The 20,594-nt window shown below is 62.1% G+C and carries 18 protein-coding genes; 7 read left to right on the forward strand and 11 right to left on the reverse strand.

Annotated features, from left to right (window positions below; genetic code table 11):
- Positions 1–31: 31 nt before the first annotated feature.
- On the reverse strand, positions 32–1,105 hold the full coding sequence (locus LPB73_RS20275; RefSeq protein WP_115034037.1) for a tartrate dehydrogenase: 1,074 nt from the start codon (positions 1,103–1,105) through the stop codon (positions 32–34).
- A gap of 205 nt (positions 1,106–1,310) precedes the next feature.
- Here LPB73_RS20275 and LPB73_RS20280 point away from each other — a divergent pair, with 205 nt between their 5' ends.
- Both LPB73_RS20280 and LPB73_RS20285 read left to right on the forward strand, forming a co-directional pair.
- Positions 1,311–2,216 (forward strand): LysR family transcriptional regulator, encoded by a 906-nt coding sequence (locus tag LPB73_RS20280; RefSeq protein ID WP_120288551.1) that lies wholly within the window; start codon positions 1,311–1,313, stop codon positions 2,214–2,216.
- 136 nt (positions 2,217–2,352) lie between these two features.
- Positions 2,353–3,159 (forward strand): DUF2076 domain-containing protein, encoded by an 807-nt coding sequence (locus LPB73_RS20285; RefSeq protein ID WP_120288550.1) that lies wholly within the window; start codon positions 2,353–2,355, stop codon positions 3,157–3,159.
- A gap of 68 nt (positions 3,160–3,227) precedes the next feature.
- On the opposite strand, the gene LPB73_RS20290 is transcribed toward LPB73_RS20285, so the two are convergent.
- Entirely contained in the window at positions 3,228–4,019 is a 792-nt protein-coding gene (locus LPB73_RS20290) for a L,D-transpeptidase (protein ID WP_231077962.1), read from the reverse strand.
- A gap of 296 nt (positions 4,020–4,315) precedes the next feature.
- Here LPB73_RS20290 and LPB73_RS20295 point away from each other — a divergent pair, with 296 nt between their 5' ends.
- Positions 4,316–5,089, forward strand: a complete 774-nt coding sequence (locus LPB73_RS20295) for a protein phosphatase CheZ (protein ID WP_089261924.1) — start codon at positions 4,316–4,318, stop codon at positions 5,087–5,089.
- Positions 5,090–5,118: 29 nt separating this feature from the next.
- Here the strand turns inward: LPB73_RS20295 and LPB73_RS20300 are convergent, their stop codons facing one another.
- Both LPB73_RS20300 and LPB73_RS20305 read right to left on the reverse strand, forming a co-directional pair.
- Positions 5,119–6,327 carry an MFS transporter gene (locus LPB73_RS20300; RefSeq protein ID WP_231077963.1) on the reverse strand — a complete coding sequence of 403 codons (1,209 nt, stop codon included), beginning with the start codon at positions 6,325–6,327 and terminating at the stop codon, positions 5,119–5,121.
- A gap of 62 nt (positions 6,328–6,389) precedes the next feature.
- Complete coding sequence (locus LPB73_RS20305) at positions 6,390–6,917, reverse strand: hypothetical protein (RefSeq protein WP_068733601.1); 528 nt, start codon at positions 6,915–6,917, stop codon at positions 6,390–6,392.
- 311 nt (positions 6,918–7,228) lie between these two features.
- Here LPB73_RS20305 and LPB73_RS20310 point away from each other — a divergent pair, with 311 nt between their 5' ends.
- The 3 genes from LPB73_RS20310 to LPB73_RS20320 all read left to right on the forward strand — a co-directional run bounded on the left by LPB73_RS20310 (position 7,229) and on the right by LPB73_RS20320 (position 10,740).
- Complete coding sequence (locus LPB73_RS20310; RefSeq protein ID WP_089261928.1) at positions 7,229–7,525, forward strand: co-chaperone GroES; 297 nt, start codon at positions 7,229–7,231, stop codon at positions 7,523–7,525.
- Positions 7,526–7,675: 150 nt separating this feature from the next.
- Positions 7,676–9,331 carry a chaperonin GroEL gene (groL, locus tag LPB73_RS20315; protein WP_068733597.1) on the forward strand — a complete coding sequence of 552 codons (1,656 nt, stop codon included), beginning with the start codon at positions 7,676–7,678 and terminating at the stop codon, positions 9,329–9,331.
- Positions 9,332–9,531: 200 nt separating this feature from the next.
- Positions 9,532–10,740 (forward strand): hypothetical protein, encoded by a 1,209-nt coding sequence (locus tag LPB73_RS20320; RefSeq protein WP_231077964.1) that lies wholly within the window; start codon positions 9,532–9,534, stop codon positions 10,738–10,740.
- A 135-nt stretch (positions 10,741–10,875) separates the two neighbouring features.
- Here LPB73_RS20320 and LPB73_RS20325 read toward each other — a convergent pair whose 3' ends face one another.
- Entirely contained in the window at positions 10,876–11,271 is a 396-nt protein-coding gene (locus LPB73_RS20325) for an META domain-containing protein (RefSeq protein WP_374725702.1), read from the reverse strand.
- A gap of 167 nt (positions 11,272–11,438) precedes the next feature.
- Complete coding sequence (locus LPB73_RS20330; protein WP_231077965.1) at positions 11,439–13,106, reverse strand: L-lactate permease; 1,668 nt, start codon at positions 13,104–13,106, stop codon at positions 11,439–11,441.
- 277 nt (positions 13,107–13,383) lie between these two features.
- On the opposite strand from LPB73_RS20330, the gene LPB73_RS20335 reads away from it, so the two are divergent.
- The gene (locus LPB73_RS20335) at positions 13,384–15,129 is read left to right on the forward strand and encodes an ABC transporter ATP-binding protein/permease (RefSeq protein ID WP_231077966.1); all 1,746 of its coding nucleotides are present in this window, start codon (positions 13,384–13,386) and stop codon (positions 15,127–15,129) included.
- A 16-nt stretch (positions 15,130–15,145) separates the two neighbouring features.
- Here LPB73_RS20335 and LPB73_RS20340 read toward each other — a convergent pair whose 3' ends face one another.
- The 5 genes from LPB73_RS20340 to LPB73_RS20360 all read right to left on the reverse strand — a co-directional run bounded on the left by LPB73_RS20340 (position 15,146) and on the right by LPB73_RS20360 (position 20,438).
- Positions 15,146–15,658, reverse strand: a complete 513-nt coding sequence (locus LPB73_RS20340; protein WP_231077967.1) for an HPP family protein — start codon at positions 15,656–15,658, stop codon at positions 15,146–15,148.
- 69 nt (positions 15,659–15,727) lie between these two features.
- Entirely contained in the window at positions 15,728–16,714 is a 987-nt protein-coding gene (locus tag LPB73_RS20345; protein ID WP_089261939.1) for a TorF family putative porin, read from the reverse strand.
- A gap of 465 nt (positions 16,715–17,179) precedes the next feature.
- A complete protein-coding gene (locus LPB73_RS20350; RefSeq protein WP_231077968.1) occupies positions 17,180–17,773 on the reverse strand; it encodes a hypothetical protein in 594 nt (197 codons plus the stop codon).
- 100 nt (positions 17,774–17,873) lie between these two features.
- Positions 17,874–19,187: a glycolate oxidase subunit GlcF gene (gene glcF, locus LPB73_RS20355; protein ID WP_120288544.1), complete on the reverse strand. Its 1,314-nt coding sequence runs from the start codon at positions 19,185–19,187 to the stop codon at positions 17,874–17,876.
- A gap of 12 nt (positions 19,188–19,199) precedes the next feature.
- Positions 19,200–20,438 (reverse strand): FAD-binding protein, encoded by a 1,239-nt coding sequence (locus tag LPB73_RS20360; protein WP_231077969.1) that lies wholly within the window; start codon positions 20,436–20,438, stop codon positions 19,200–19,202.
- Positions 20,439–20,594 lie beyond the last annotated feature (156 nt).

Below are 20,594 nucleotides of genomic sequence, written 5' to 3' on the forward strand. Positions count from 1 at the left end.
CCCGGTGAGACCGGGGCGTTCGGAAATCGCGTCAGACGTTCGAACTATGGATCGCGTCTACCACGGCGTCGGTCACTTCTTTCGTCGTGGCCTTGCCGCCGACATCGGGCGTGATAATGCCGGCTTCGCAGACCTTTTCCACCGCACGCATCAACCGCGCCGATGCATCCGGCTCACCAAGATGATCGAGCATCTGCGCAGCGGTCCAGAAACTGGCGACAGGATTGGCGATGCCCTTGCCGGTGATGTCGAAGGCCGAGCCGTGGATCGGCTCGAACATTGAGGGAAAACGGCGCTCCGGATCGATATTCGCCGTCGGCGCGACGCCGAGGCTGCCGGCCAGTGCGCCGGCGAGGTCGGAGAGAATGTCGGCGTGAAGATTGGTGGCGACGATGGTGTCGAGGCTCTGCGGCTTCAGCGTCATACGCACGGTCATGGCGTCGACCAGCATCTTGTCCCAGGTGACGTCAGGGAAGTCCTTCGACACTTCGTCAGCGATCTCGTCCCACATCACCATGCCGTGGCGCTGCGCGTTCGACTTGGTGACCACGGTGAGCAGCTTGCGCGGACGTGACTGCGCGAGCTTGAACGCGTAGCGCATGATCCTGACCACGCCGACCCGGGTGAACACCGAGACTTCGGTACCGACTTCCTCCGGCAGCCCGCGATGCACGCGGCCGCCGCAGCCGGCATATTCGCCTTCGGAATTCTCGCGCACGATCACCCAGTCGAGATCGCCAGTTTCGACACCGCGCAGTGGCGAGGTGATGCCGGGCAGGATCTTGGTCGGGCGCACATTGGCGTATTGGTCGAAGCCTTGGCAGATCGGCAGCCGCAGGCCCCACAGCGTGATGTGATCGGGCACATCGGGCGCCCCCACCGCACCGAAATAGATCGCGTCGAACTTCTTCAGCTTCGGCAGGCCGTCGGCCGGCATCATCACGCCGTGCTTGCGGTAATAGGCCGAGCCCCAGTCGAAGGTCTCGACATTGAAAGTCACGTCGCCGACCCGCTTCTGCAGGGCTTCGAGCACACGGGTGCCGGCGGCGATGACTTCGGGTCCGATCCCGTCGGCCGGAATGGCCGCGATGGAATATTCGCGCATGGTGAGGTCTCTGCTGGGTTGAACTGGCTCTCCCCACCCTGCAGGCGAGCTACGCCCGGCTCAATCGAGGTTGTTTATATAAATAAATGATATAATGGTTTGTACTCGTCATGGCCGGGTCTGTCCCGGCCATCCACGCCTTTCTTCGGTGTGGCCAAGACGTGGATACCCGGCACAAGGCGGGCATGACGAAGAGGGACCACCGATGGATCTGCACCAGTTGCGCTGTTTCGTAACGGCGGCGGACGAACTGCATTTCGGCCGCGCGGCGCAGCGGCTCGAGATGATGCCGTCCGCACTCGGCCGCTACATCCGCCTCCTCGAGGACGATCTCGGCACACGCCTGCTGACGCGCACGACGCGCAGCGTCGCCCTGACCGATGACGGCGCCGAGTTTCTGAAACAGGCGCGCGACCTGCTCGCCCGCGCGGATCAGATCGCGTCGTCCTTCCGCGCACGCGTGCGTGCCCGTGCGGCCACGATCCGGGTCGGCGCAATCGACAGCGCCGCCGCCGGGCTTCTGCCGGCGCTGCTTCACGATCTTCGCGAACGCGCCCCTGACCTTGCCATCAAGCTGGATGAGGACAAGACGATCCGGTTGCTGCCGCGCCTGCTGTCGGGCCGGCTCGATCTCGCTTTCGTCCGACCGCCCGAGAGTGCCGACAAGCGGCTGGAATTCATGTTTCTGTTTCACGAGACAGCCGTTGTGGCCGTCTCCGAACGCCATCCGCTGGCGTCGCGCACGCATCTGACGATCGCAGACATCGCCGACGAGCCGCTGATCGTGCCGGAGCGGCGGTCACGGCCGCATAGTCATGACCTGACAATGAAGCTGTTTGCGGAATCCGGGTTACAGGCGAATGTCGTGCAGATCGCTGATGAGAAGCAGACCATCGTCAATCTCGTCGCCGCCGAGATCGGACTGGCGATCGTGCCGCGCTGGACGTCTCGCATGCCCGCACGCGGCGTTCGCTATATGCCGCTAGGCATGGCGGCAATGAACAGGCTTCCGCTCGCCGCAGCCTGGGTCAGAGGGACCCGCGATCCGGCACGGGATCAGATTCTCGACATGCTGAAGGCCAATCTGGCGCGTTACGCGCTGGAAGCATGACAAGAGGAAGCACGACAAGGCTTGCCGGTCGTTTTGTCGCATAACTAAATTTAATCCAGGCGGCACTTATTGCGACACAAAGCGTCACTACATCTCCAGCGCGCAAAGCAAGCGCGCTTTGAAGACAGAGGACGCCATGACACCGCAAGAACGCCAACTGGTTGACGATCTCTTTGACCGGCTCAGCAAGGTCGAAGGCGCGCCACGCGATCCGGACGCGCTCGACGCCATTGCGCAAGGCCAGCGCCGCGCGCCCAATGCGCTCTATGCGCTGGTGCAGACCGTATTGCTGCAGGACGAAGCGCTGAAGCGCGCCCATGAGCGCATCCAGCAACTGGAAGGCAACGGCGCCCCCGAACAGGCCGCTCAGGGCGGTTTCCTCGATTCGATGCGAGACGCCCTGTTCGGTCAGGGTCAGAACCCGAACCAGCCGCGCGGCTCCGTGCCGAGCGTTCGCCCGCCCGAGCCGAGCCGTCCTGCCTGGAACACCGGGCAGGTCATCGGCCAGCCCCAGCCACAGGGTGGCTATGGTCAAGGCGGATACGGCCAGGGTCCGGCACCGGGCCAGTTCGGCCAGCAACAACCGCAAGCCGGTGGTGGCGGTTCGTTCCTGGGTACAGCGGCTGCGGCAGCAGCCGGCGTGGTCGGCGGGTCACTCTTGCTCGGCAGCATCCGTTCGATGATGGGCGGCAGCCATCAGCAAGGTTTCGGTGACGCCGCCAATGCCAGCGAGAGCAAGAGCCCGTGGAGCTCCGGTTCGGATTCCTCCGGCGGCAACCTCGGCAATCAGGCCGGCGTCAATGATATCGGTTCGTCCAGCGGCTCGCGCGCCGGATCGTTCGATCAGGCGCAGGCCGATGCCGATCAGGACCAGGATCAAGACCAGGACGACGGCGATTATGACGCCATGGACATGGATTCCGACGACAGCGATTTGGCCTGATCGTTTAGACCAGCAACACAAAAACGGCCGCTCTCACGAGCGGCCGTTTTCATGTGACGGGAGATCAATCAGATCACGACGACCCGGGCACCCACGCCGACGCGGCCATAGAGATCGATGACGTCCTCGTTGCGCATGCGGATGCAGCCTGAGGAAACATTGGTGCCGATCGTCCATGGCTCGTTGGAGCCGTGAATACGATACAGGGTCGAGCCGAGATACATCGCGCGTGCGCCGAGCGGATTCTCCGGACCGCCTTCCATGTAACGCGGCAGATCAGGACGGCGCGCCAGCATTTCCTTTGGCGGCGTCCACGACGGCCATTCCTTCTTCGCCGTGATCGTCTTCACACCGGACCAGGTGAAGCCTGGACGGCCGACGCCGATGCCATAGCGCATGGCCTTGCCGCCACCCTGTACCAGGAACAGAAATTTGTTCGGCGTATCGACTACGATGGTGCCCGCACTTTCGCTGCCCTGATATTCGACCAGTTGCGGCTGATATTTGGGATCGAGCGCGGGGCGCGCGGCATCTGCCGTCTCCTCCTGCTGATAGACACGCTGTTGCGGATCCATCGGCGGCAGCAGCGAACGCCGCTGCTCGTAAGAGTAGTCCGGCTGCTGCTGATAACGCTGGCCCTGCTGCGCCGGACCGTCGCTGAACAGAAACTCGATGAAGCCGCCGCCCATGCGCGAGCGTTCGGCATAAGCCGTGCGCTGCATCGGGCGCTGCGGCTGCTGCGCATAGACCACCGAAGGCTCGGCGAATTGGGCCGCGGCTTCCACCGCAAGCGTCTGATGCGATCCAGCGGTGATAAAAGATGCGCTGGCAAGAAGCGTGAGAGAGAACTTTTTGAACATCGACGTACTCTGCACTGTTTCGTCGTGCGCGTTCTCACCTGAGAAGCGCTTTGCACACTCCGACTTAAGGTTAAAATCGCCTCGGTTTGGTAAACACAATCGCCGTTTGGATTCACCACGTCGTCAAACGGCGCAGTTCTATTTGGTAGCGTTTATTTTGAATGAACGCGAAAGCCCCATGGTTAACTAACAGTTTGCGCAGCGATTATCGGCTATCGGTGCGATGCTCCCGCGTGAACTTCACGTTAAACTCATGGGTATACGAATGGGGGATTGATTGAACGTTGGGGGACCTGATGTCTGTTCGTCGCAAGCGATTTCGCATTGAAGAAGTTTTCGGTACTGCACCTATGCCCAATGAAGTGGTGGGCAGCAGCGAGCCGATGCCAATGCATCGCGAAATCATGGCTGAGCTCCGCGCGATCCGCGCGCAGATGGGAGCGCCAGCCCGCAACGCCGTGACAGATCAGGTCGGCGCCGCCGCCGATCAGCAGGTTGCGGAAGCACAGGCGCTGCTGGCCACCTATCGCGCTCAGATCGAGCAGTGCGAAAAGCTCAAGATCGAACTCGATCTGATCCACGACGCCATTACCCGTACCAAGATGGAAATCGCAGTTCTTCACGGCAAGAGCTTCGAAGGCGACGAAATGGCGAAGGTCAACGGTGAACTCGGCGCCGTCGTCGGCGGCACCGAAGAAGCCACGCAGCAGATTCTCGCCGCAGCCGAAGCCATCGATAATGCATCGACAGCGCTCGGCAAGGTGACCTCACCCGATCAGCAGAAGCAGATGCTGGAAGAGATCGGCGATAACGTCGTCGCGATCTTCGAAGCCTGTAACTTCCAGGACCTCACCGGCCAGCGCATCAGCAAGGTGATGACCACGATGAAGTTCATCGAAAACCGCATTACTGCGATGATGGACATCTGGGGTGGCGTCGATGAGATCAAGGCGCATGCGCCGGCCAAGGTCGATGACCGCAGCGAAGACGACAAGCTACTCAACGGTCCGAAGCTGGACGGCGACGTCGGCCACGCTTCGCAGGACGATATCGATGCGCTGTTCGGCTAAGATAATTTTCGACCACAGTTAGAGATCGTTTAACGCCGGGCCGCAACGCCCGGCGTTTTTATCATCACGAAGCAGACCAGTACGATCAACGCTCCCGCCGTCCCGAGCAGCAGTACAGTACGGTCCGACAGCGTCTCGACCGCGGACGCCACCACGAACGGTGCAAAGGCCTGCACGAACAAGGCAGGCCGCGCGATGCGGCCGATGACGCGGCCATACCCGATCGGACCGAACATCAGCAGCGGCAGCGCGCCGCGCGCGATCGTCATGACGCCATTGGCGGCGCCGAAAGCAACCGCGAACAGCGCCGCGAGCGGAAATGAAATCCCGGCCAATGCCAGCATCGCGAAGGCCGACATCACCAGCACCACCGCCCCGCGCGCGATCCACAGCGGATGGGTGCGTCCCGCCAGCATGAAGTCCGCCAACCGCGATGCCACCTGCGCCGGGCCGAACATCGCACCGATGGTCACCGCCGTTGCAGCACTGAGCCCGCCGCGCTCCAGCAGCGCCAGCAGGTTCGACGTCACGCCCGACAGAATGAAGCTATAAAGCGAGAACGCCGCCGCCAGCAGGATGAACGGCCAGCCTTCCGGGCGCAGGGTTGCCTGCGGGGGAACGACAACGGCGTCCGCCACGGGCAGAGGCGCGACGGCGACGTGGCGCGGCAATGCAAAAGCATGAAGCGGCGCAACCACAAAGGCGAAGATCGCTGCGAAGGTCAGATACGTCCCGCGCCAGCCGACGGCCTCAAGCAGAAGATGGGTCGCCGGCCAGCCGACCGTCGAGGCGAAGCCGCCTGCAAAGGTCACGAAGGTGATCTGCCGCCGCGCCGAGGCACCGAAGATACGCGTCAGCGTGGCAAAGGCGGGATCGTAGAGCGACGCCGACATCGCAGCGCCCAATAAGAGCCAGCAAGCCAGATAGGTCGCGGGATGATCGGCAACCGAAAACAGAGCGAGACCCAAGGCACCGGCCAATGCGCCCGATGCCATGACGACATTGCCGCCGTGGCGGTCGATCAATCCACCAACCACCGGCGACAGCAGTCCCGATACGATCAGCCCCAGCGAAAAGCCCGCCATGCCGAAGGCCAGCGACCAGCCATGCGCCGCCGTGACATGCGGCATGGTCAGCACCGGTGGATAGATCAGGATGCCCCAGGTCAGGATCTGGGTGAATGCCAGCACGAGGACCGCGCGGCCCGGTCCGAAAACGAGGTCGCGCAATCGATGCATGGGCTCACGTCTTCAAGGGAGTGGCGGGATCCGCCTTACGCCTCAGGTCAGGCCTTGTCAGGTCAGGCCTTGGGTGCGCAACGGACATAGACCATGTTGCCGTAGCGAACCGCAGCGTCCTTGTCGATGAAGCGTGTGACGAGAATCCGACCGTCGAAGGAGACGATCTCGCGATCCTTCTCACCACCGGCGGGACCGGGCGGGCCGATATAGTTCTTGCCGCTCGGCGAGCCCTTGAGGCGCAGTTCCTGCGGCGTCGCCTCGTCGGCGAGATGCATGATGACGCCGCCGGTGGCGCCCTGGCCGATGATATAGGGCTGCTTGCACTGGCCACGCGCGGCGTTCTCAGTGCGAACGCGATCATTGGGATTCATGTAAGACGCCAGACCCCAGCGGCCGACGAGTTCTTCCGAGCGGATCGAGGCTGGCAGTTCCGGCGCCGGCGGGGGCTCCGGCGGCGGTGTCGGCTGCGAGTTCCCAAAGCTGAACCCGCCCAATCCACCAGACGTGCCGCACCCGCCCAATGACAGCGCCAAAGTTGAAACGATCGCCAGATGGGCAACCGTGCGGGCGTAGCGTGACCTGATCATATTATCCCCTAGAGCAAATTCCCCGGCTGCCCGTCCCGGCAGCCAAGCGCAAAACACCTGACGGCGCAATGAGGTCGGCAGAATTACGCCGACTCTCCATTATGGTTTCCAGATCATCCTATATTGGCCTCACCAAGGCCTTAAGGCCTCGCTTGACTCAAAAAGCGTCTGGCCATATTTCCCGGACGCTCAATTAGCACTCCCGGAGCGCGATTGCTAAGGGAATGAGCCGGCCGCCTTGAGCGTTCCGGCTGGATTCCCGCCCGCCTCCGAGATGGCAACGAAATCGCAAACCCTAAAGGGACACTCCCATGGCCAAGACCAAATTCCGCCCGCTGCACGACCGCGTCGTCGTCAAGCGCATCGTCGCCGACGAGAAGACCAAGGGCGGCATCATCATCCCGGACAGCGCCAAGGAAAAGCCGTCTGAAGGCGAAGTCGTCGGCGTCGGCCCTGGCGGCCGCGACGAAGCCGGCAAGCTGATCCCGATCGACATCAAGGTCGGCGACAAGGTTCTGTTCGGCAAGTGGTCGGGCACCGAGATCAAACTCGACGGCGAAGAACTCCTCATCATGAAGGAGTCGGACATCATGGGCGTGATCGCCTAAAGGCGGTCCGCTCTCCAAACACTCGGACGTCATGCCCGGACTTGATCCGGGCATCCATCTGGCTTCTTCGCAGGAAGATGGATGGCCGGGTCAAGCCCGGCCATGACAGCGTTTTAATTTCAAATTCCCATCACTTGGAGCACCATCAACATGGCAGCCAAAGACGTTAAATTCTCCGGAGACGCGCGCGATCGCATGCTGCGCGGCGTCGACATTCTCGCCAACGCCGTCAAGGTCACGCTCGGTCCGAAGGGCCGCAATGTCGTGATCGAGAAGTCGTTCGGCGCTCCGCGCATCACCAAGGACGGCGTCACCGTCGCCAAGGAGATCGAGCTCGAGGACAAGTTCGAGAACATGGGCGCGCAGATGCTGCGCGAAGTTGCCTCGAAGACCAACGACACCGCAGGCGACGGTACCACCACCGCCACCGTGCTGGCCCAGGCCATCGTCCGTGAAGGCGCCAAGTCGGTTGCCGCCGGCATGAACCCGATGGACCTCAAGCGCGGCATCGATATCGCCGTCGCCGCCGTCATCAAGGACATCACCAAGCGCGCCAAGCCGGTTGCGTCTTCGGCTGAAGTCGCCCAGGTCGGCACCATCTCCGCCAACGGCGACGCTGCCATCGGCAAGATGATCGCCCAGGCAATGCAGAAGGTCGGCAACGAAGGCGTCATCACGGTTGAAGAGAACAAGTCGCTCGAGACCGAAGTCGACATCGTCGAGGGCATGAAGTTCGATCGCGGCTACCTGTCGCCCTACTTCGTCACCAATGCCGAGAAGATGACCGCCGAGCTCGAGGACGTGTACGTCCTGCTCGTCGAGAAGAAGATCTCCAGCCTGCAGGCCATGCTGCCGGTGCTCGAAGCCGTGGTGCAGTCGGGCAAGCCGCTGCTGATCATTGCTGAAGACGTCGAAGGTGAAGCGCTCGCCACCCTCGTGGTCAACCGCCTGCGCGGTGGCCTCAAGGTTGCTGCCGTCAAGGCACCAGGCTTCGGCGATCGCCGCAAGGCGATGCTGGAAGACCTTGCGATCCTGACCGGCGGTCAGCTCGTCTCGGAAGATCTCGGCATGAAGCTGGAAAGCGTCACGCTCGCCATGCTCGGCCGCGCCAAGAAGGTCGTGATCGACAAGGAAAACACCACCGTCGTCAACGGCGCTGGCAAGAAGCCGGCGATCGAAGCCCGCGTCAACCAGATCAAGGCGCAGATCGAGGAAACCACCTCGGACTACGACCGTGAGAAGCTGCAGGAGCGTCTGGCCAAGCTGGCTGGCGGCGTTGCCGTCATCCGCGTCGGCGGCGCGACTGAAGTCGAAGTGAAGGAAAAGAAGGATCGCGTGGATGACGCGCTGAACGCCACCCGCGCGGCCGTTCAGGAAGGCATCGTCCCCGGTGGCGGCACTGCGCTGCTGCGTGCCAAGAAGGCCGTCGGCCGTCTCACCAACGAGAACGCCGATGTGCAGGCCGGTATCAACATCGTGCTGAAGGCGCTGGAAGCTCCGATCCGCCAGATCGCCGAAAACGCCGGCGTTGAAGGTTCGATCGTGGTCGGCAAGATCCTGGACGAGAAGTCCGAGACCTTCGGCTTCGACGCGCAGACCGAAACCTATGTCGACATGGTCGCCAAGGGCATCATCGATCCGGCCAAGGTGGTGCGTACTGCACTGCAGGACGCCGCCTCGGTTGCCGGCCTGCTGGTCACCACCGAAGCCATGGTCGCCGAACTGCCGAAGGAAGCTGCACCGGCGATGCCGGGCGGTGGCGGCGGTATGGGTGGCATGGGCGGAATGGGAGGCATGGGCTTCTAAGCCCTGCTTTCACGCTCAACTGCATTGTGATCGAAGGCCGCCTCCGGGCGGCCTTCTTTTTTGCCCTGATACAATGCACCTGCGACTTATGGCCTTTCGCCTTGGTCGCGGTTCTGATTCAATCCCGTGATTAATCTCGCATGGGCGGAATCAGATAAATCCGCCCGGAGACACGTCGATAACGTCCAGGGACTTTTGAAATGCGCGCGCTTCATCTTTGTCTGCTCGGCCTTACGGTCACCGCCTCGGTTGGGACCGTCCACCACGCCTTCGCGCAGGTGAAAGCCGCGCCGAAGAGCCAGCCCGCAGGCCCCGAGACGCGCTATTTCACCTCGATCGACGGCGTCATGAACGGCAACGCCGACGTCATCCTGCGCGAGACACGGCAGGGCAAGGCCGTCACGGCCGCGACGCTTGATGTCTGCTATCCCGCCGAGAAGGGCAGCGACCGCAAGGATCGCTTCGTCGCCAATCTCACGGTCAGTGGTTCGACGCTGACCGGCGCAACGCAGACCCAGGTCGACAAACTGCCGGTGACCATCAAGCTGAACCGCCGGCCGACCGGCGACACGTTCGAATTCAAGGGACAGATCTCGGTCGGTCAGACCAACAACAACGTGACGTCTTCGGACAATTCCGATCAGAGCGAGAAGGAATTCCAGGACAATCAGTCCACCGACGACAATATCGCGCCCGCACCGAAGGACTTCACTGAAGTGTCGCCCGAAGCCATCGCGGTCAAGATCAAGCTCGAAGCCGCACTCGATTTCGTCCGCACGCTGCGCGGGCAGAATGTCGAAATCGCGTTGAACAGCCTGGCCGTATCGTGCGATGCACTGCGCGCCGGCGAGCAGGTCATCAGCCTCGCCATCGATCCGGAACGCGCTGCGGCGTTCGTCGCCAAAACCAAGACCTATCCCGGCGTCGTCAATGTCGGCTGGACCACGGGCGCTATCGACATGGATCGTACCGTGCGCTTTGCAGCCGCCGACTGGCGCGATGGCGACAAGATCAATCGCGACAAGGTTGCGACCACGCTGGCGAATGTGCTCGCCAGGACCATGTCGGGCAAACCTGCCGCCGCGTCATGGGACGACGAGACCGGAAAGCTCAAGCTGACCTTCAAGCGCCCGAGTCAGGTACTGCCCGCGCTCGAATTGACGGAGACGGTCGAGGTCAACGCGATCATCGCTCCCGACAAGCCCGGCACGACGGATAAGCTGATCCTGTGGGTCAGCACGCCGTCAGTAACAACCGCGGATGAGACTTCGGGTGCGAAGCTGGCTCTTGCGGATTCGCCGACGGCCGATGAAGAGAGCGATCCGCGCGACGACAACGGCGCGGTTGCAGCTGTCGCGGCGGAGTTCAAGGCACAGCGTTGGGATGCAGATAATTCGAACTGGAAGTGAGTGACAGCATTCTGCTCAGCCGTCGTTAGCAATGCCGAAGCGTAGGATGGGTAGAGCGCCTTCGCGAAACCCATCAACCAAAATCGTCGAAAGCGATGGGTTTCGCTGCGCTCTACCCATCCTACGCGAGCCGCTCTAGTTCGTATTCAGCCGAAACCGCAGCGACTTCGGCCCGACGAACGTCACTGCATCACCGCGCCGCTGCCAGTTGGTGGCCGCGCCGAGATCGGCGATCAACTGATCGTCCATCGCGGCCTGTGCGTCCGAGCAACTGCGGTTCTCCATTGCGCCGGCGACGAAGACGACGGTGTTGCCAGCGACCGAGAACTGCCCCTTGCCGCCCTTGCACCACAACTCCACCCGCGCCTCGCCGGCCTCGCCGATTTCCAGATTGGGAATCCGCTTCGAGCCGGGCTGACGCTGTGCATCCAGAGTCATTTCCATGCCGAATGGAAACTCTTCGGCGGCATGCGCAGGGACGGCAATCAGAAACGCAGCGCCGGCAAGAGCGGCCCGCAGCAAAGTGGTCATGGCAGTCATATGAATTCTCGGCGTGATGGGATCGGCGACAATGGCCGCGGTTCTACGCGCGGCCGCGACGGTTGACCAGAACCGTCGGGAAACAATATGGCGCGACAACGAAAAATCCCCGCGGCCTTGCAGCCGCGGGGATTCGTCATTGATTCCTTGCGTGCGCCCTACGGCGCCAGGACCATCAGCGTGAACGGATAGACATAGGCCTGCAGCATCACGAACAGGCCGACCATGCAGGCCAGCACGATCGAGTGCCAGAACACGAAGCGCAGGATCGTGCCCTCATGCCCGAACCAGTTGGTTGCGGTGGACGCCACAACGATCGATTGCGCGTCGATCATTTTGCCCATCACGCCACCGGACGAGTTCGCCGCGCTCATCAGGATCGGCGACAGACCGAGCTGTTCGGACGTGATCCTCTGTAGGTTGCCAAACAGCACGTTCGATGCGGTATCCGAACCGGTGAGCGCCACGCCGAGCCAGCCAAGCAGTGTGCCGAAGAACGGGTACAGCACGCCGGTGGCAGCGAAGGCCAGACCGAGCGTCGCGTCGACACCCGACAGACGCGTGAGCGTGCCGATGGCCAACATCGCCGAGATGGTGATCAGCGAGTAGGCGCAGATCTTGATGGTGCGGCCATATTCCACAATCATCTTCGCAGGCGAGAAGCCCATGATGAAGCCGGAGATGATCGCAGCCAGCAACATGCCGCTGCCGGTATAGGAAACGTAAGTGAACGCGAACACCGCGCCTTCCGGCGTCGGCTTGGCGGCCACCGGCGGCACCTTGTTGATCATGTTGTGCAGCTCAGGCACTGGAAAATTCCAGGAGAAGATCGGATTGACGATCCCCTTGAACCAGTTGGTGCCCCAGACCAGCAGGATGACGCAGAGGATGATCCATGGCGTCAGCGCGCTCCAGACCTGAGCCGAGGTCAGCTTCTCCGTGCTCATCGGTCTCACCGGCGGCACGGTGGACGCGGAATCGTCGTGCTGGCGCAGCGCGGCCGAGGTCCAGATCGTCTTGGGCTGCCAGACCTTCAGGAACAGGATCAGCGCGCCCATCGAGATCAGCGAGGCGCCGATGTCGACGATCCACGGATTGATGAAGTTCGAGATCACGAATTGCGGGATCGCGAAGGAGAGCGCGGTAACGAGAATAGCAGGCCAGACTTCCTTCATACCCTTCCAGCCGGCAAAGGCCCAGACCACCCAGAACGGGACGATCATGGAGAAGATCGGAAGTTGGCGACCGACCATCGCACCCAGGATGAAGGGGTCGAAGCCGGTGACGGTGGCGAGGCCCTGGATCGGCGTGCCGAGTGCGCCATAAGCGACGGGCGCAGTATTGGCGATCAGCGACAGGCCGGATGCTGCCAGCGGCGAGAAGCCGAGGCCGATCAGCACGGCGCCGGTGACGGCCACTGGCGTACCGAAGCCCGACGCGCCCTCGAAGAATGCGCCGAACGAAAACGCGATCAGCAGGATCTGCAGACGCCGATCATTGGTGACGCCACCGATGGCACGCTGCAGCACCTCGAAGCGGCCGCTATCCACCGTGAGGCGATACATGAAGATGACGTTGAGGACGATCCAGCCAATCGGGAAGAAGCCGGTGACGACGCCGAGCGCCGATGCGCGAAGCGACATATTGGCGGGCATCGTGAATGCGTAGATCGCCACAAGATTGGCGAGCACCAGCGCAATGATCGCTGCGATATGCGCCTTGACCTTGTTGGTGGCGATCAGCACCAGCAGGACGACCACCGGTATCGCGGCCACAAGCGTCGAGATCGTCGAGCTATTGAATGGATTGTAGACCTGATTCCACATGGCCGTTTTCCCCCTTTATATTATTGCAGCGGCTCGATCGTTATCGATCGGCAAATTGCTGATTGTTCACTTGCGAGGGCATCCACGATCGGTCAAAGCCGATAGCGCCCATAGGCTACGCGAAGGCGAGGCCCCCATGCCTCACTTTTGGTCATGCTAGGGTGAATCACAGTTTCGCGACAAGGTGCCGCAGGCCATCAAACCAGCTACTTTAGTCTAAACGCTGGAATTCATTTCTGATCTTAAGGGCTTAGGGCCCTCCTCCCGGAGACGACCTGTGAATAACATCCGCTCCACGCTCGCGACCGTTTGGCGGATCGCAGTTCCTTATTTTCGTTCCGAGGACAAATGGGCGGGACTCGGCCTCCTCACGGCGGTGATCGCCATCGAGCTGGCGGTGGTCGGTCTTAGCGTCTTGTTCAATCGCTGGAACAACACCTTCTACAACGCACTGCAGGACAGAAACCTCGACGTCTTCACCTATCAGCTCGCTTACTTCAGCGTGCTTGCGGCGATCAACATCGCACTCAAGGTCTATCAGCTCTACCTCAACCAGTGGCTCCAGATCCGCTGGCGGCGCTGGATGACCGAGCGCTATCTCGGCAACTGGCTCGCCGACGCCAACCACTATCGCATGCAGCTGCAGGGCGACGCTGCCGACAACCCGGATCAGCGCATCGCCGAAGACGTGAAGCTGTTCGTGGAGAAGACGCTCGACATCGGCATCGGCCTGCTGAGTTCGGTCGTCACGCTGTTCTCCTTCGTGATCATCCTGTGGGGCCTGTCCGACGCGGCGCCGCTGCATGTGTTCGGTCGGGATATCCCGATTCCCGGCTATCTCGTCTGGGGCGCGCTTGTTTACGCCGTGATCGGCACCGCGCTGACGCACTATATCGGCGCGCCGTTGATGGCGCTGAATTTCCAGCAGCAGCGCTATGAAGCGGACTTCCGCTTCAATCTGGTGCGTGCGCGCGAAAATGCCGAGCAAATCGCTCTGCTGCGCGGCGAACCGGTCGAGCGCCAGCGACTCTCGACCCGCTTCCAGCTGGTCGTCGGCAACTGGATCGACATCATGCGCCGCACCAAGAAGCTGACATCCTTCACGGTCAGCTATCAGCAGATCGCGATCATCCTGCCCTATGTTCTGGTCGCACCAGCCTATTTTGCGGAGAAGGTTCAGCTCGGCGCCGTGATGCAGACCGCGGATGCGTTCGGCACCGTGCAGGGTGCGCTTTCATTCTTCGTCACGGCCTATCGCACACTGGCGGAATGGCAGTCCGGCGTGATGCGCCTTGATGGCTTCGAGACAGCCATTGCCAACGTACAGGCGCTGACGACCAAGGCCGATATCGTTCACGCCACTGAGACCGGCACCAGTGACATCGCACTGAGCGATCTGACGCTCACCCTCCCCAATGGCGCTCCCATGGTGCAGACGCCGGGCTTCAGCTTCCGCCGCGGGGAACGCACGCTGTTTACGGGCCCATCGGGCTCCGGAAAATCCACGCTGTTTCGCGCCATCGCCGGCATCTGGCCATTCGGCAAGGGCAAGATCTCCATCCCCGCGGATTTGGCGATCATGATGCTGCCGCAGCGGCCGTACTTCCCGGTCGGTACATTGCTGGATGCGGTGGCTTATCCTGCCGGGACCGACGCGTTCAGCCCACAGGAGGTCGCCGATGCCGTCAGGTCCGTGGGTCTGCCTGCGCTGGCGACCCGGCTTGACGAAGATGGTCACTGGAATCGCATGCTGTCGCTCGGTGAACAACAGCGTCTCGGCGTCGCCCGCGCACTGCTGCAAAAGCCGCAATACCTCTTCCTTGACGAGGCTACTGCGTCGCTCGACGAGCCCTCGGAAGAAGCACTTTATCGGCTGCTCGAAGACAAGCTGCCTGGCACGACCATCGTGTCGATCGGCCACCGCAACACGCTCGATGACTTGCATCAGCGCAAGGTGTCGCTAACGCGGTCCGGCGATCACTTCGCGCTGGGAGATGCAAAGGCCAGGACGGAAACCGCCTGAGGCGTGACACGCCCCGCTAAAGCCAGTGCCGCGGCCAGTCGCGGCCTGCCGCATAGCGATGCCAGACAAACGTGAAGCTCGCGAGCATCAGCGCGCCGACCAGCACCGGCGCGAGCAGGAACGTCCACGGTAGTGCGTGAGACACCACCAGCAGCGGGTTGATCCCGGCGGGCGGGTGGAATGTGCCGGTGACATACATCGCCAGCACAGCGAGGCCGACTGCCATGGCGGCGGCCCAGGCATGGGGGCCGGTCAGCTTGAGCACCGCGAGCCCTACCAGCGTCGCGACGATGTGTCCGCCGACCAACGCGCGCGGCTGCGCCGGCTCGGCTTCGGGTGAGCCGATCACGAGGACGATCGAGGTCGCAAAGGGGATGATGACCAGCGGATAATGCGCAACCGCCGAGAAGAACTCCATCACACCGATGGCAATCCCCGCCCCCAGCCCGGCAACGGCGCCGGCCAGCGCATTGCGATGATTGTTGCGACGGATCGTCTTCGCTGCGCGCCGCAACCAGTCCCGATTCATGAAGCCCTATCCCAAAAGAAAAGGGGCGGCAGATTGCTCTGCCGCCCCTTCGATCTCAGTCGAAGTCGATTACTTCAGGTTGGTCATCGCGGTCAGGTCAGCCGACAGCTTGACGATGCCGGTGGCACCGCACCAGCTCGAGCCAGCGCCCGACGGGTTGATCGCGGTGAAGTTGGTGCCGGCGGCAGGAGCCGTGAAGTCCGAAGTGAAGGCGTTGCAATCACCCTTGGACAGGTTGGTGTCCGAGTAGCGCAGGTCAAGCGTGAAGACCTTGTAGGTGAAGCCGATGCCGATGTTCCAGGTGTTGTAGTCGGCGTACTTGATGCCGTTCGGGAAGGCGACGGTACCGTAGAAGGAATCCGAAGTGCCGAGCCACTGGCGACCGAACTCGCCCGAAACGTAGGAGCCGATGCCGGTCGAACCGAACCAGGTCGACGGCGCGATCACCTTACCGGTGATCGAAGCATAGGTACCTTCGGCGCCGGTGTTCAAGAAGTTCGGCGAGTAGAACGCGTTGCCGCCCAGCGAGAAGTAGTCGTTGAAGGTGTAGTTGAGCTTGGCATAGCCTTCGTAGAAGCTTGCGTTCTTCTTGGCGACGCTGCCGTTGGGCAGCGCGACAGCGGAGAGATCGCCACCGCAGAAGGCGGGGGTGTTGAAGCACTGGCCGCCCGGATAGCCGTAATAGAAGAAGCCGAAGTCGAACGCTGCTGCGCCCCAAGTCGGGCGGATACCGAAGTAGCCATCGAGTTCCATCGACGCGCGGTTCGGGAAGGCGATGCTCTCACCGGAGACACCAGCGTAGATCTGGACGTCCTTGGTGATGTTGTAGCGCGGCTCGAAATAAGCTGCGACCGAACCCTTGTTGCCGTTCGACTGGGTGATACCGCGGAACACGTAGTTGCTCATGACGGCAGCGCCGAAAGCGATGTCCCAAGGATCGTAGGCCGCCACGATCGGCGGCGCCTTCTTGTACATCTTCGCGCCCAGATCGGCTGCGGAAGCCGAGCTCATCCCCATGGCGAGCACCGCAGCAGAGGCGACAACAATTTTCTTCATGACATTCCCCATCACTTTTGAAACCAGAGGCAGTTCCGTGTCTGAAAGACGGCGAGACCGCGAAATTCATCGACTGAACGCAACTTTGAGGCGCAAAGCCGCAGTGGTGAAGGAAAAAAAACGAGCAAGTGCCGCCTAAATAGGCGTTCTGACGTTTCCGTGAGAGGTTGTGGCGCGGTGTTGCAAAAGCACAACGTTTTTGGAGGGATTCCAGCCCGAAAATACCACCACGGGGAATTACCACTAAGTGGGAATTGTGGATTGCCGTCCGTGGAGCGGTTAACAGCTGCCCGTCAGAGCCTCCGGGCCGACGATCACTCGAATCGCCTGCAAATTCAGGACACCCGGCATCGGTTGAAATACGCAGGCGCGACAGAGCCTGACCAAGCAAAAACCGCAGCGGCGAGCGCTGCGGTTTTCCGGAGTTTATTGGCGAGTCAGGAACGCGGACTTGATCCGGTTCGACTATCTGATTTCGTCGTGATCGGGCGACGTATCGCCAGGAGATTCGATTGCCGTCGTCTCGCCTGAAGAATGCCCTTCGACCGGTGACGGATCAGGCTCCGGCGTCGCCCAGCTCGGTGTCTCAGCGATTGCCGGTGCGACCGGCTTGGGCTTGGGAGCACGCGGCTTGCGCGGCGGCTTCGGCGGCAGCGCAACCGGCGCTGGAGCTTCTGTCACGGCGGGCGCGGGCGCCGTGCTCGACAACAGCGTAGAAGGAACCTTCACGGACTTCTTGGCAGCTTTCTTCGGTGTTGCCTTCTTGGCGGCCTTTTTCGGCGCAGCCTTCTTCACTGCCTTCTTGGCGGGAGCTTTCTTCGGCGCCTTCTTGGCAGACTTCTTCGCGGCTTTCTTGACAGTCTTCTTGGTGGCTTTCTTGGCCGCCTTCTTCACCGTCTTCTTGGCTGATTTCTTCGCAGCCTTCTTGGCCGCTTTCTTCACAGCCTTCTTCGCGGATTTCTTGACTGACTTCTTGGAGGACTTCTTCGCGGGTTTCGCCGCCGTCAAAAGCTTCTTCTGCTTTTTCTTGTCCTTCTTCGACTTCTTGCCTTTAGCCATCGTGGTCCTCCTGTTGGCGCCGATCCAAAAGGGACCGGCGTTTCAAGTCTTCCGCGCCAGCGCGGGGCCAGTTTAACGCGGGGCCGTTGTCACAATTAGATCAGTTCAATCCTGGCCTGGGACCGCCTGTCGCCCAATCGAGTAGCTCAATCGTATGTACGACCGGGACTGACGTCCCTCCGGCGATCTGAACCATGCAGCCGATGTTGCCGGCAGCGATGATATCCGGCTTGACCATCGCGATGTTGGCGACCTTTCGATCGCGCAACCGGCTCGCAATATCAGGCTGGAGAATGTTGTACGTCCCCGCCGAACCGCAACACAAATGGCTCTCTGGGATATCTTTCACCACGAATCCATTCTTGGAAAGCAATTCTTTGGGAGCCTGTGTGATTTTCTGCCCATGCTGCAGCGAACACGCCGAGTGATAGGCGACGACAAGGTCGCTTTGTTTGTCAGGCTTCGGCAGATCCATGGCGCTGACATACTCGCTGATATCCTTCGCCAGCGCAGAGACCTTGGCGGCCGGCGCGGCGAACTCCGGGTCCTCGCGCAGCATGTAGCCATAGTCCTTGATGACGGTTCCACAGCCGGACGCCGTGACCAGGATGGCGTCGAGACCGCCCCGATCCGCCTCCCCGAGCCAGACGCCGATATTGGCCCTGGCCCGCGCCAGCGCATCCCCGTCGCGGCCGAGATGATGGGTCAGCGCACCGCAGCACTGTTCGTCCCGGACCAGCACGACCTCGACGCCATGTCGGGTCAAAAGACTGATGGCGGCCTGGTTGATCCGCGGCGCCAGCACCTGCTGGGCGCAGCCCTGCAGGAGTGCGACCCGGCCACGGCGAGCGCCGATCGCGGGAAAAACGCTGCCACCGGACGGGCCAGCGGCGGGTAACTGCCTCGGCGCCATCGTCAGCATCGCCTTCACGCGGCTAAGCAGGTTCGGGTTGGATTGCTTGCTGGTCGAGGGCAGCAGTGCCGCCAGCGGCCGCGCCAGCCGGGCCATGGACATGCTCAGGCGAAACAGACCGGGACGCGGCAACACCCAGGCCAGCACGTCCCGCAGCAACCGCTCGGAGAGCGGCCGGGTGTAGTCCTTCTCGATCTTGACCCGCGCCTGATCGACCAGATGCATGTAGTTCACGCCGGACGGGCAGGTCGTCATGCAGGCGAGGCAAGAGAGGCAACGATCGACATGCTTGACCACCTCCTGCGTCGGCTTCTGATCTTTCTCCAGCATCTCCTTGATCAGGTAGATGCGGCCGCGCGGACTATCGAGTTCGTCGCCGAGCAGCACATAGGTCGGACAGGTCGCCGTGCAGAATCCGCAATGCACGCATTTGCGCAGGATCTTGTCGGCCTCGGCAATATCCGGATCGGCCAGCTGGGTCGGGGTGAATTCGGTTTTCATGTCGCAAGTCCTTCAAGTACCAAGGCCACGCGACATCCGGCCGCGATTGAGAATGGTCTTCGGATCGAAACTGTGACGCACACGCTCGCCGAGCGCCGCGATGCCTTTGGGCTGCGGATGAAACACATCAACGGCACGGCGCACATCTTCCGGCGCGCGGATCAGCGTCGCATGGCCACCGGCTGCGTTGACCAGCTTGCGGAGTTGCGCTGCCTGCGCATCGGCCGATGGCGGTAGTGCCGCCCAGATCAACCCGCCGCCCCAGTCATAGATAACCTCGCCCTGCGAGCCCTTGGCGATGGCCTGGCCCAGCGCACCGCCCGATGCCGGCGGCGTCACGATGCGCCACACCGGCCACATCGCACGCGGACCGCTGGCCGCGAATGGCGTCACATCTCGGACACCCGCCCACAGTGCAGCGGACTGAGCGTCTTCAAGTATCTCGGCCACGCCGAATGACTTCAGCGTCGTGCTCAGTGACACCGCGCGCTGCGACGCGGACGCGGTGATGCCTTCAAGGCGGATCAGCGTGACCGACTGGTCGGGCGACGCGATTTCGCCAAGCGCCCCCTGCGTGGTGCGTAACGCCGAGCCCGGCAGATGCACGGCACCTGAGACATCGAAGGGCGACCCCAGCGCTGCGGTCATCGCCTTGTTGGCTGCGATATCATCGAGCCCGCGCAGCACCAGGGTGCGCTCGCTCTCCGCGCGCGGCATCACCTTGAGCGTCACCTCCGTCATCACGGACAGCGTGCCCCACGCGCCGGCGAGCAGCTTGCAGACATCGTAGCCGGTGACATTCTTCACCACCCGGCCGCCAGCCTTGTAGCTGTCGCCGAAGCCTGACACTGCATGCACGCCAAGCAGATGATCGCGCGCACCGCCGGCCTGAATGCGGCGTGGCCCGGCGAGCCCGGCCGAAATCATGCCGCCGATGGTGCCGATATCCGGCGTGCCCAGGAGCTGTGACGTGTTCATCGGCTCGAACGAAAACTGCTGATTCTTGGAATCGATCAGCGACAGCACGTCGGCCATCGGCGCGCCGGCCTGCACGGTGAGGATCAATTCGTTCGGCTCATAGGACGTCACCGCATTCAGCGCCGACAGATCGAGCACCGCATTGGTCGCAACGGGCTGGCCGATCATGCGCTTGCTGCCATGACCGATGATCTCCAGCGGCTGCTCGCTTGCAATTGCCTCGCGCACCGCCTGCTCGACGTCCTGAGCGTCGCGTACTTTCAAAATGTCCACGATAGATGCCCTACACGCTGTAGATTCCCTCCCCCCTTGCGGGGGAGGGTTAGGGAGGGGGGTAACCCCAATCTCCGGAGCGTGTGGCTACCCCCCTCCCTAACCCTCCCCCCTAGCGAAGCTTTGCTTCGCGCGGAGGGGGGAGGGAGCACTTTG

Source organism: Tardiphaga sp. 37S4, assembly GCF_021044645.1.
GTDB lineage: Bacteria > Pseudomonadota > Alphaproteobacteria > Rhizobiales > Xanthobacteraceae > Tardiphaga > Tardiphaga robiniae.

Bases quoted from the DNA above. Each gene is read 5' to 3' on its own strand.
- LPB73_RS20275 (WP_115034037.1), bottom strand. From the start codon at position 1,105: ATGCGCGAATATTCCATCGCGGCCATTCCGGCCGACGGGATCGGACCC.
- LPB73_RS20280 (WP_120288551.1), top strand. From the start codon at position 1,311: ATGGATCTGCACCAGTTGCGCTGTTTCGTAACGGCGGCGGACGAACTG.
- LPB73_RS20285 (WP_120288550.1), top strand. From the start codon at position 2,353: ATGACACCGCAAGAACGCCAACTGGTTGACGATCTCTTTGACCGGCTC.
- LPB73_RS20290 (WP_231077962.1), bottom strand. From the start codon at position 4,019: ATGTTCAAAAAGTTCTCTCTCACGCTTCTTGCCAGCGCATCTTTTATC.
- LPB73_RS20295 (WP_089261924.1), top strand. From the start codon at position 4,316: ATGTCTGTTCGTCGCAAGCGATTTCGCATTGAAGAAGTTTTCGGTACT.
- LPB73_RS20300 (WP_231077963.1), bottom strand. From the start codon at position 6,327: ATGCATCGATTGCGCGACCTCGTTTTCGGACCGGGCCGCGCGGTCCTC.
- LPB73_RS20305 (WP_068733601.1), bottom strand. From the start codon at position 6,917: ATGATCAGGTCACGCTACGCCCGCACGGTTGCCCATCTGGCGATCGTT.
- LPB73_RS20310 (WP_089261928.1), top strand. From the start codon at position 7,229: ATGGCCAAGACCAAATTCCGCCCGCTGCACGACCGCGTCGTCGTCAAG.
- groL (WP_068733597.1), top strand. From the start codon at position 7,676: ATGGCAGCCAAAGACGTTAAATTCTCCGGAGACGCGCGCGATCGCATG.
- LPB73_RS20320 (WP_231077964.1), top strand. From the start codon at position 9,532: ATGCGCGCGCTTCATCTTTGTCTGCTCGGCCTTACGGTCACCGCCTCG.
- LPB73_RS20325 (WP_374725702.1), bottom strand. From the start codon at position 11,271: ATGACCACTTTGCTGCGGGCCGCTCTTGCCGGCGCTGCGTTTCTGATT.
- LPB73_RS20330 (WP_231077965.1), bottom strand. From the start codon at position 13,106: ATGTGGAATCAGGTCTACAATCCATTCAATAGCTCGACGATCTCGACG.
- LPB73_RS20340 (WP_231077967.1), bottom strand. From the start codon at position 15,658: ATGAATCGGGACTGGTTGCGGCGCGCAGCGAAGACGATCCGTCGCAAC.
- LPB73_RS20345 (WP_089261939.1), bottom strand. From the start codon at position 16,714: ATGAAGAAAATTGTTGTCGCCTCTGCTGCGGTGCTCGCCATGGGGATG.
- LPB73_RS20350 (WP_231077968.1), bottom strand. From the start codon at position 17,773: ATGGCTAAAGGCAAGAAGTCGAAGAAGGACAAGAAAAAGCAGAAGAAG.
- glcF (WP_120288544.1), bottom strand. From the start codon at position 19,187: ATGAAAACCGAATTCACCCCGACCCAGCTGGCCGATCCGGATATTGCC.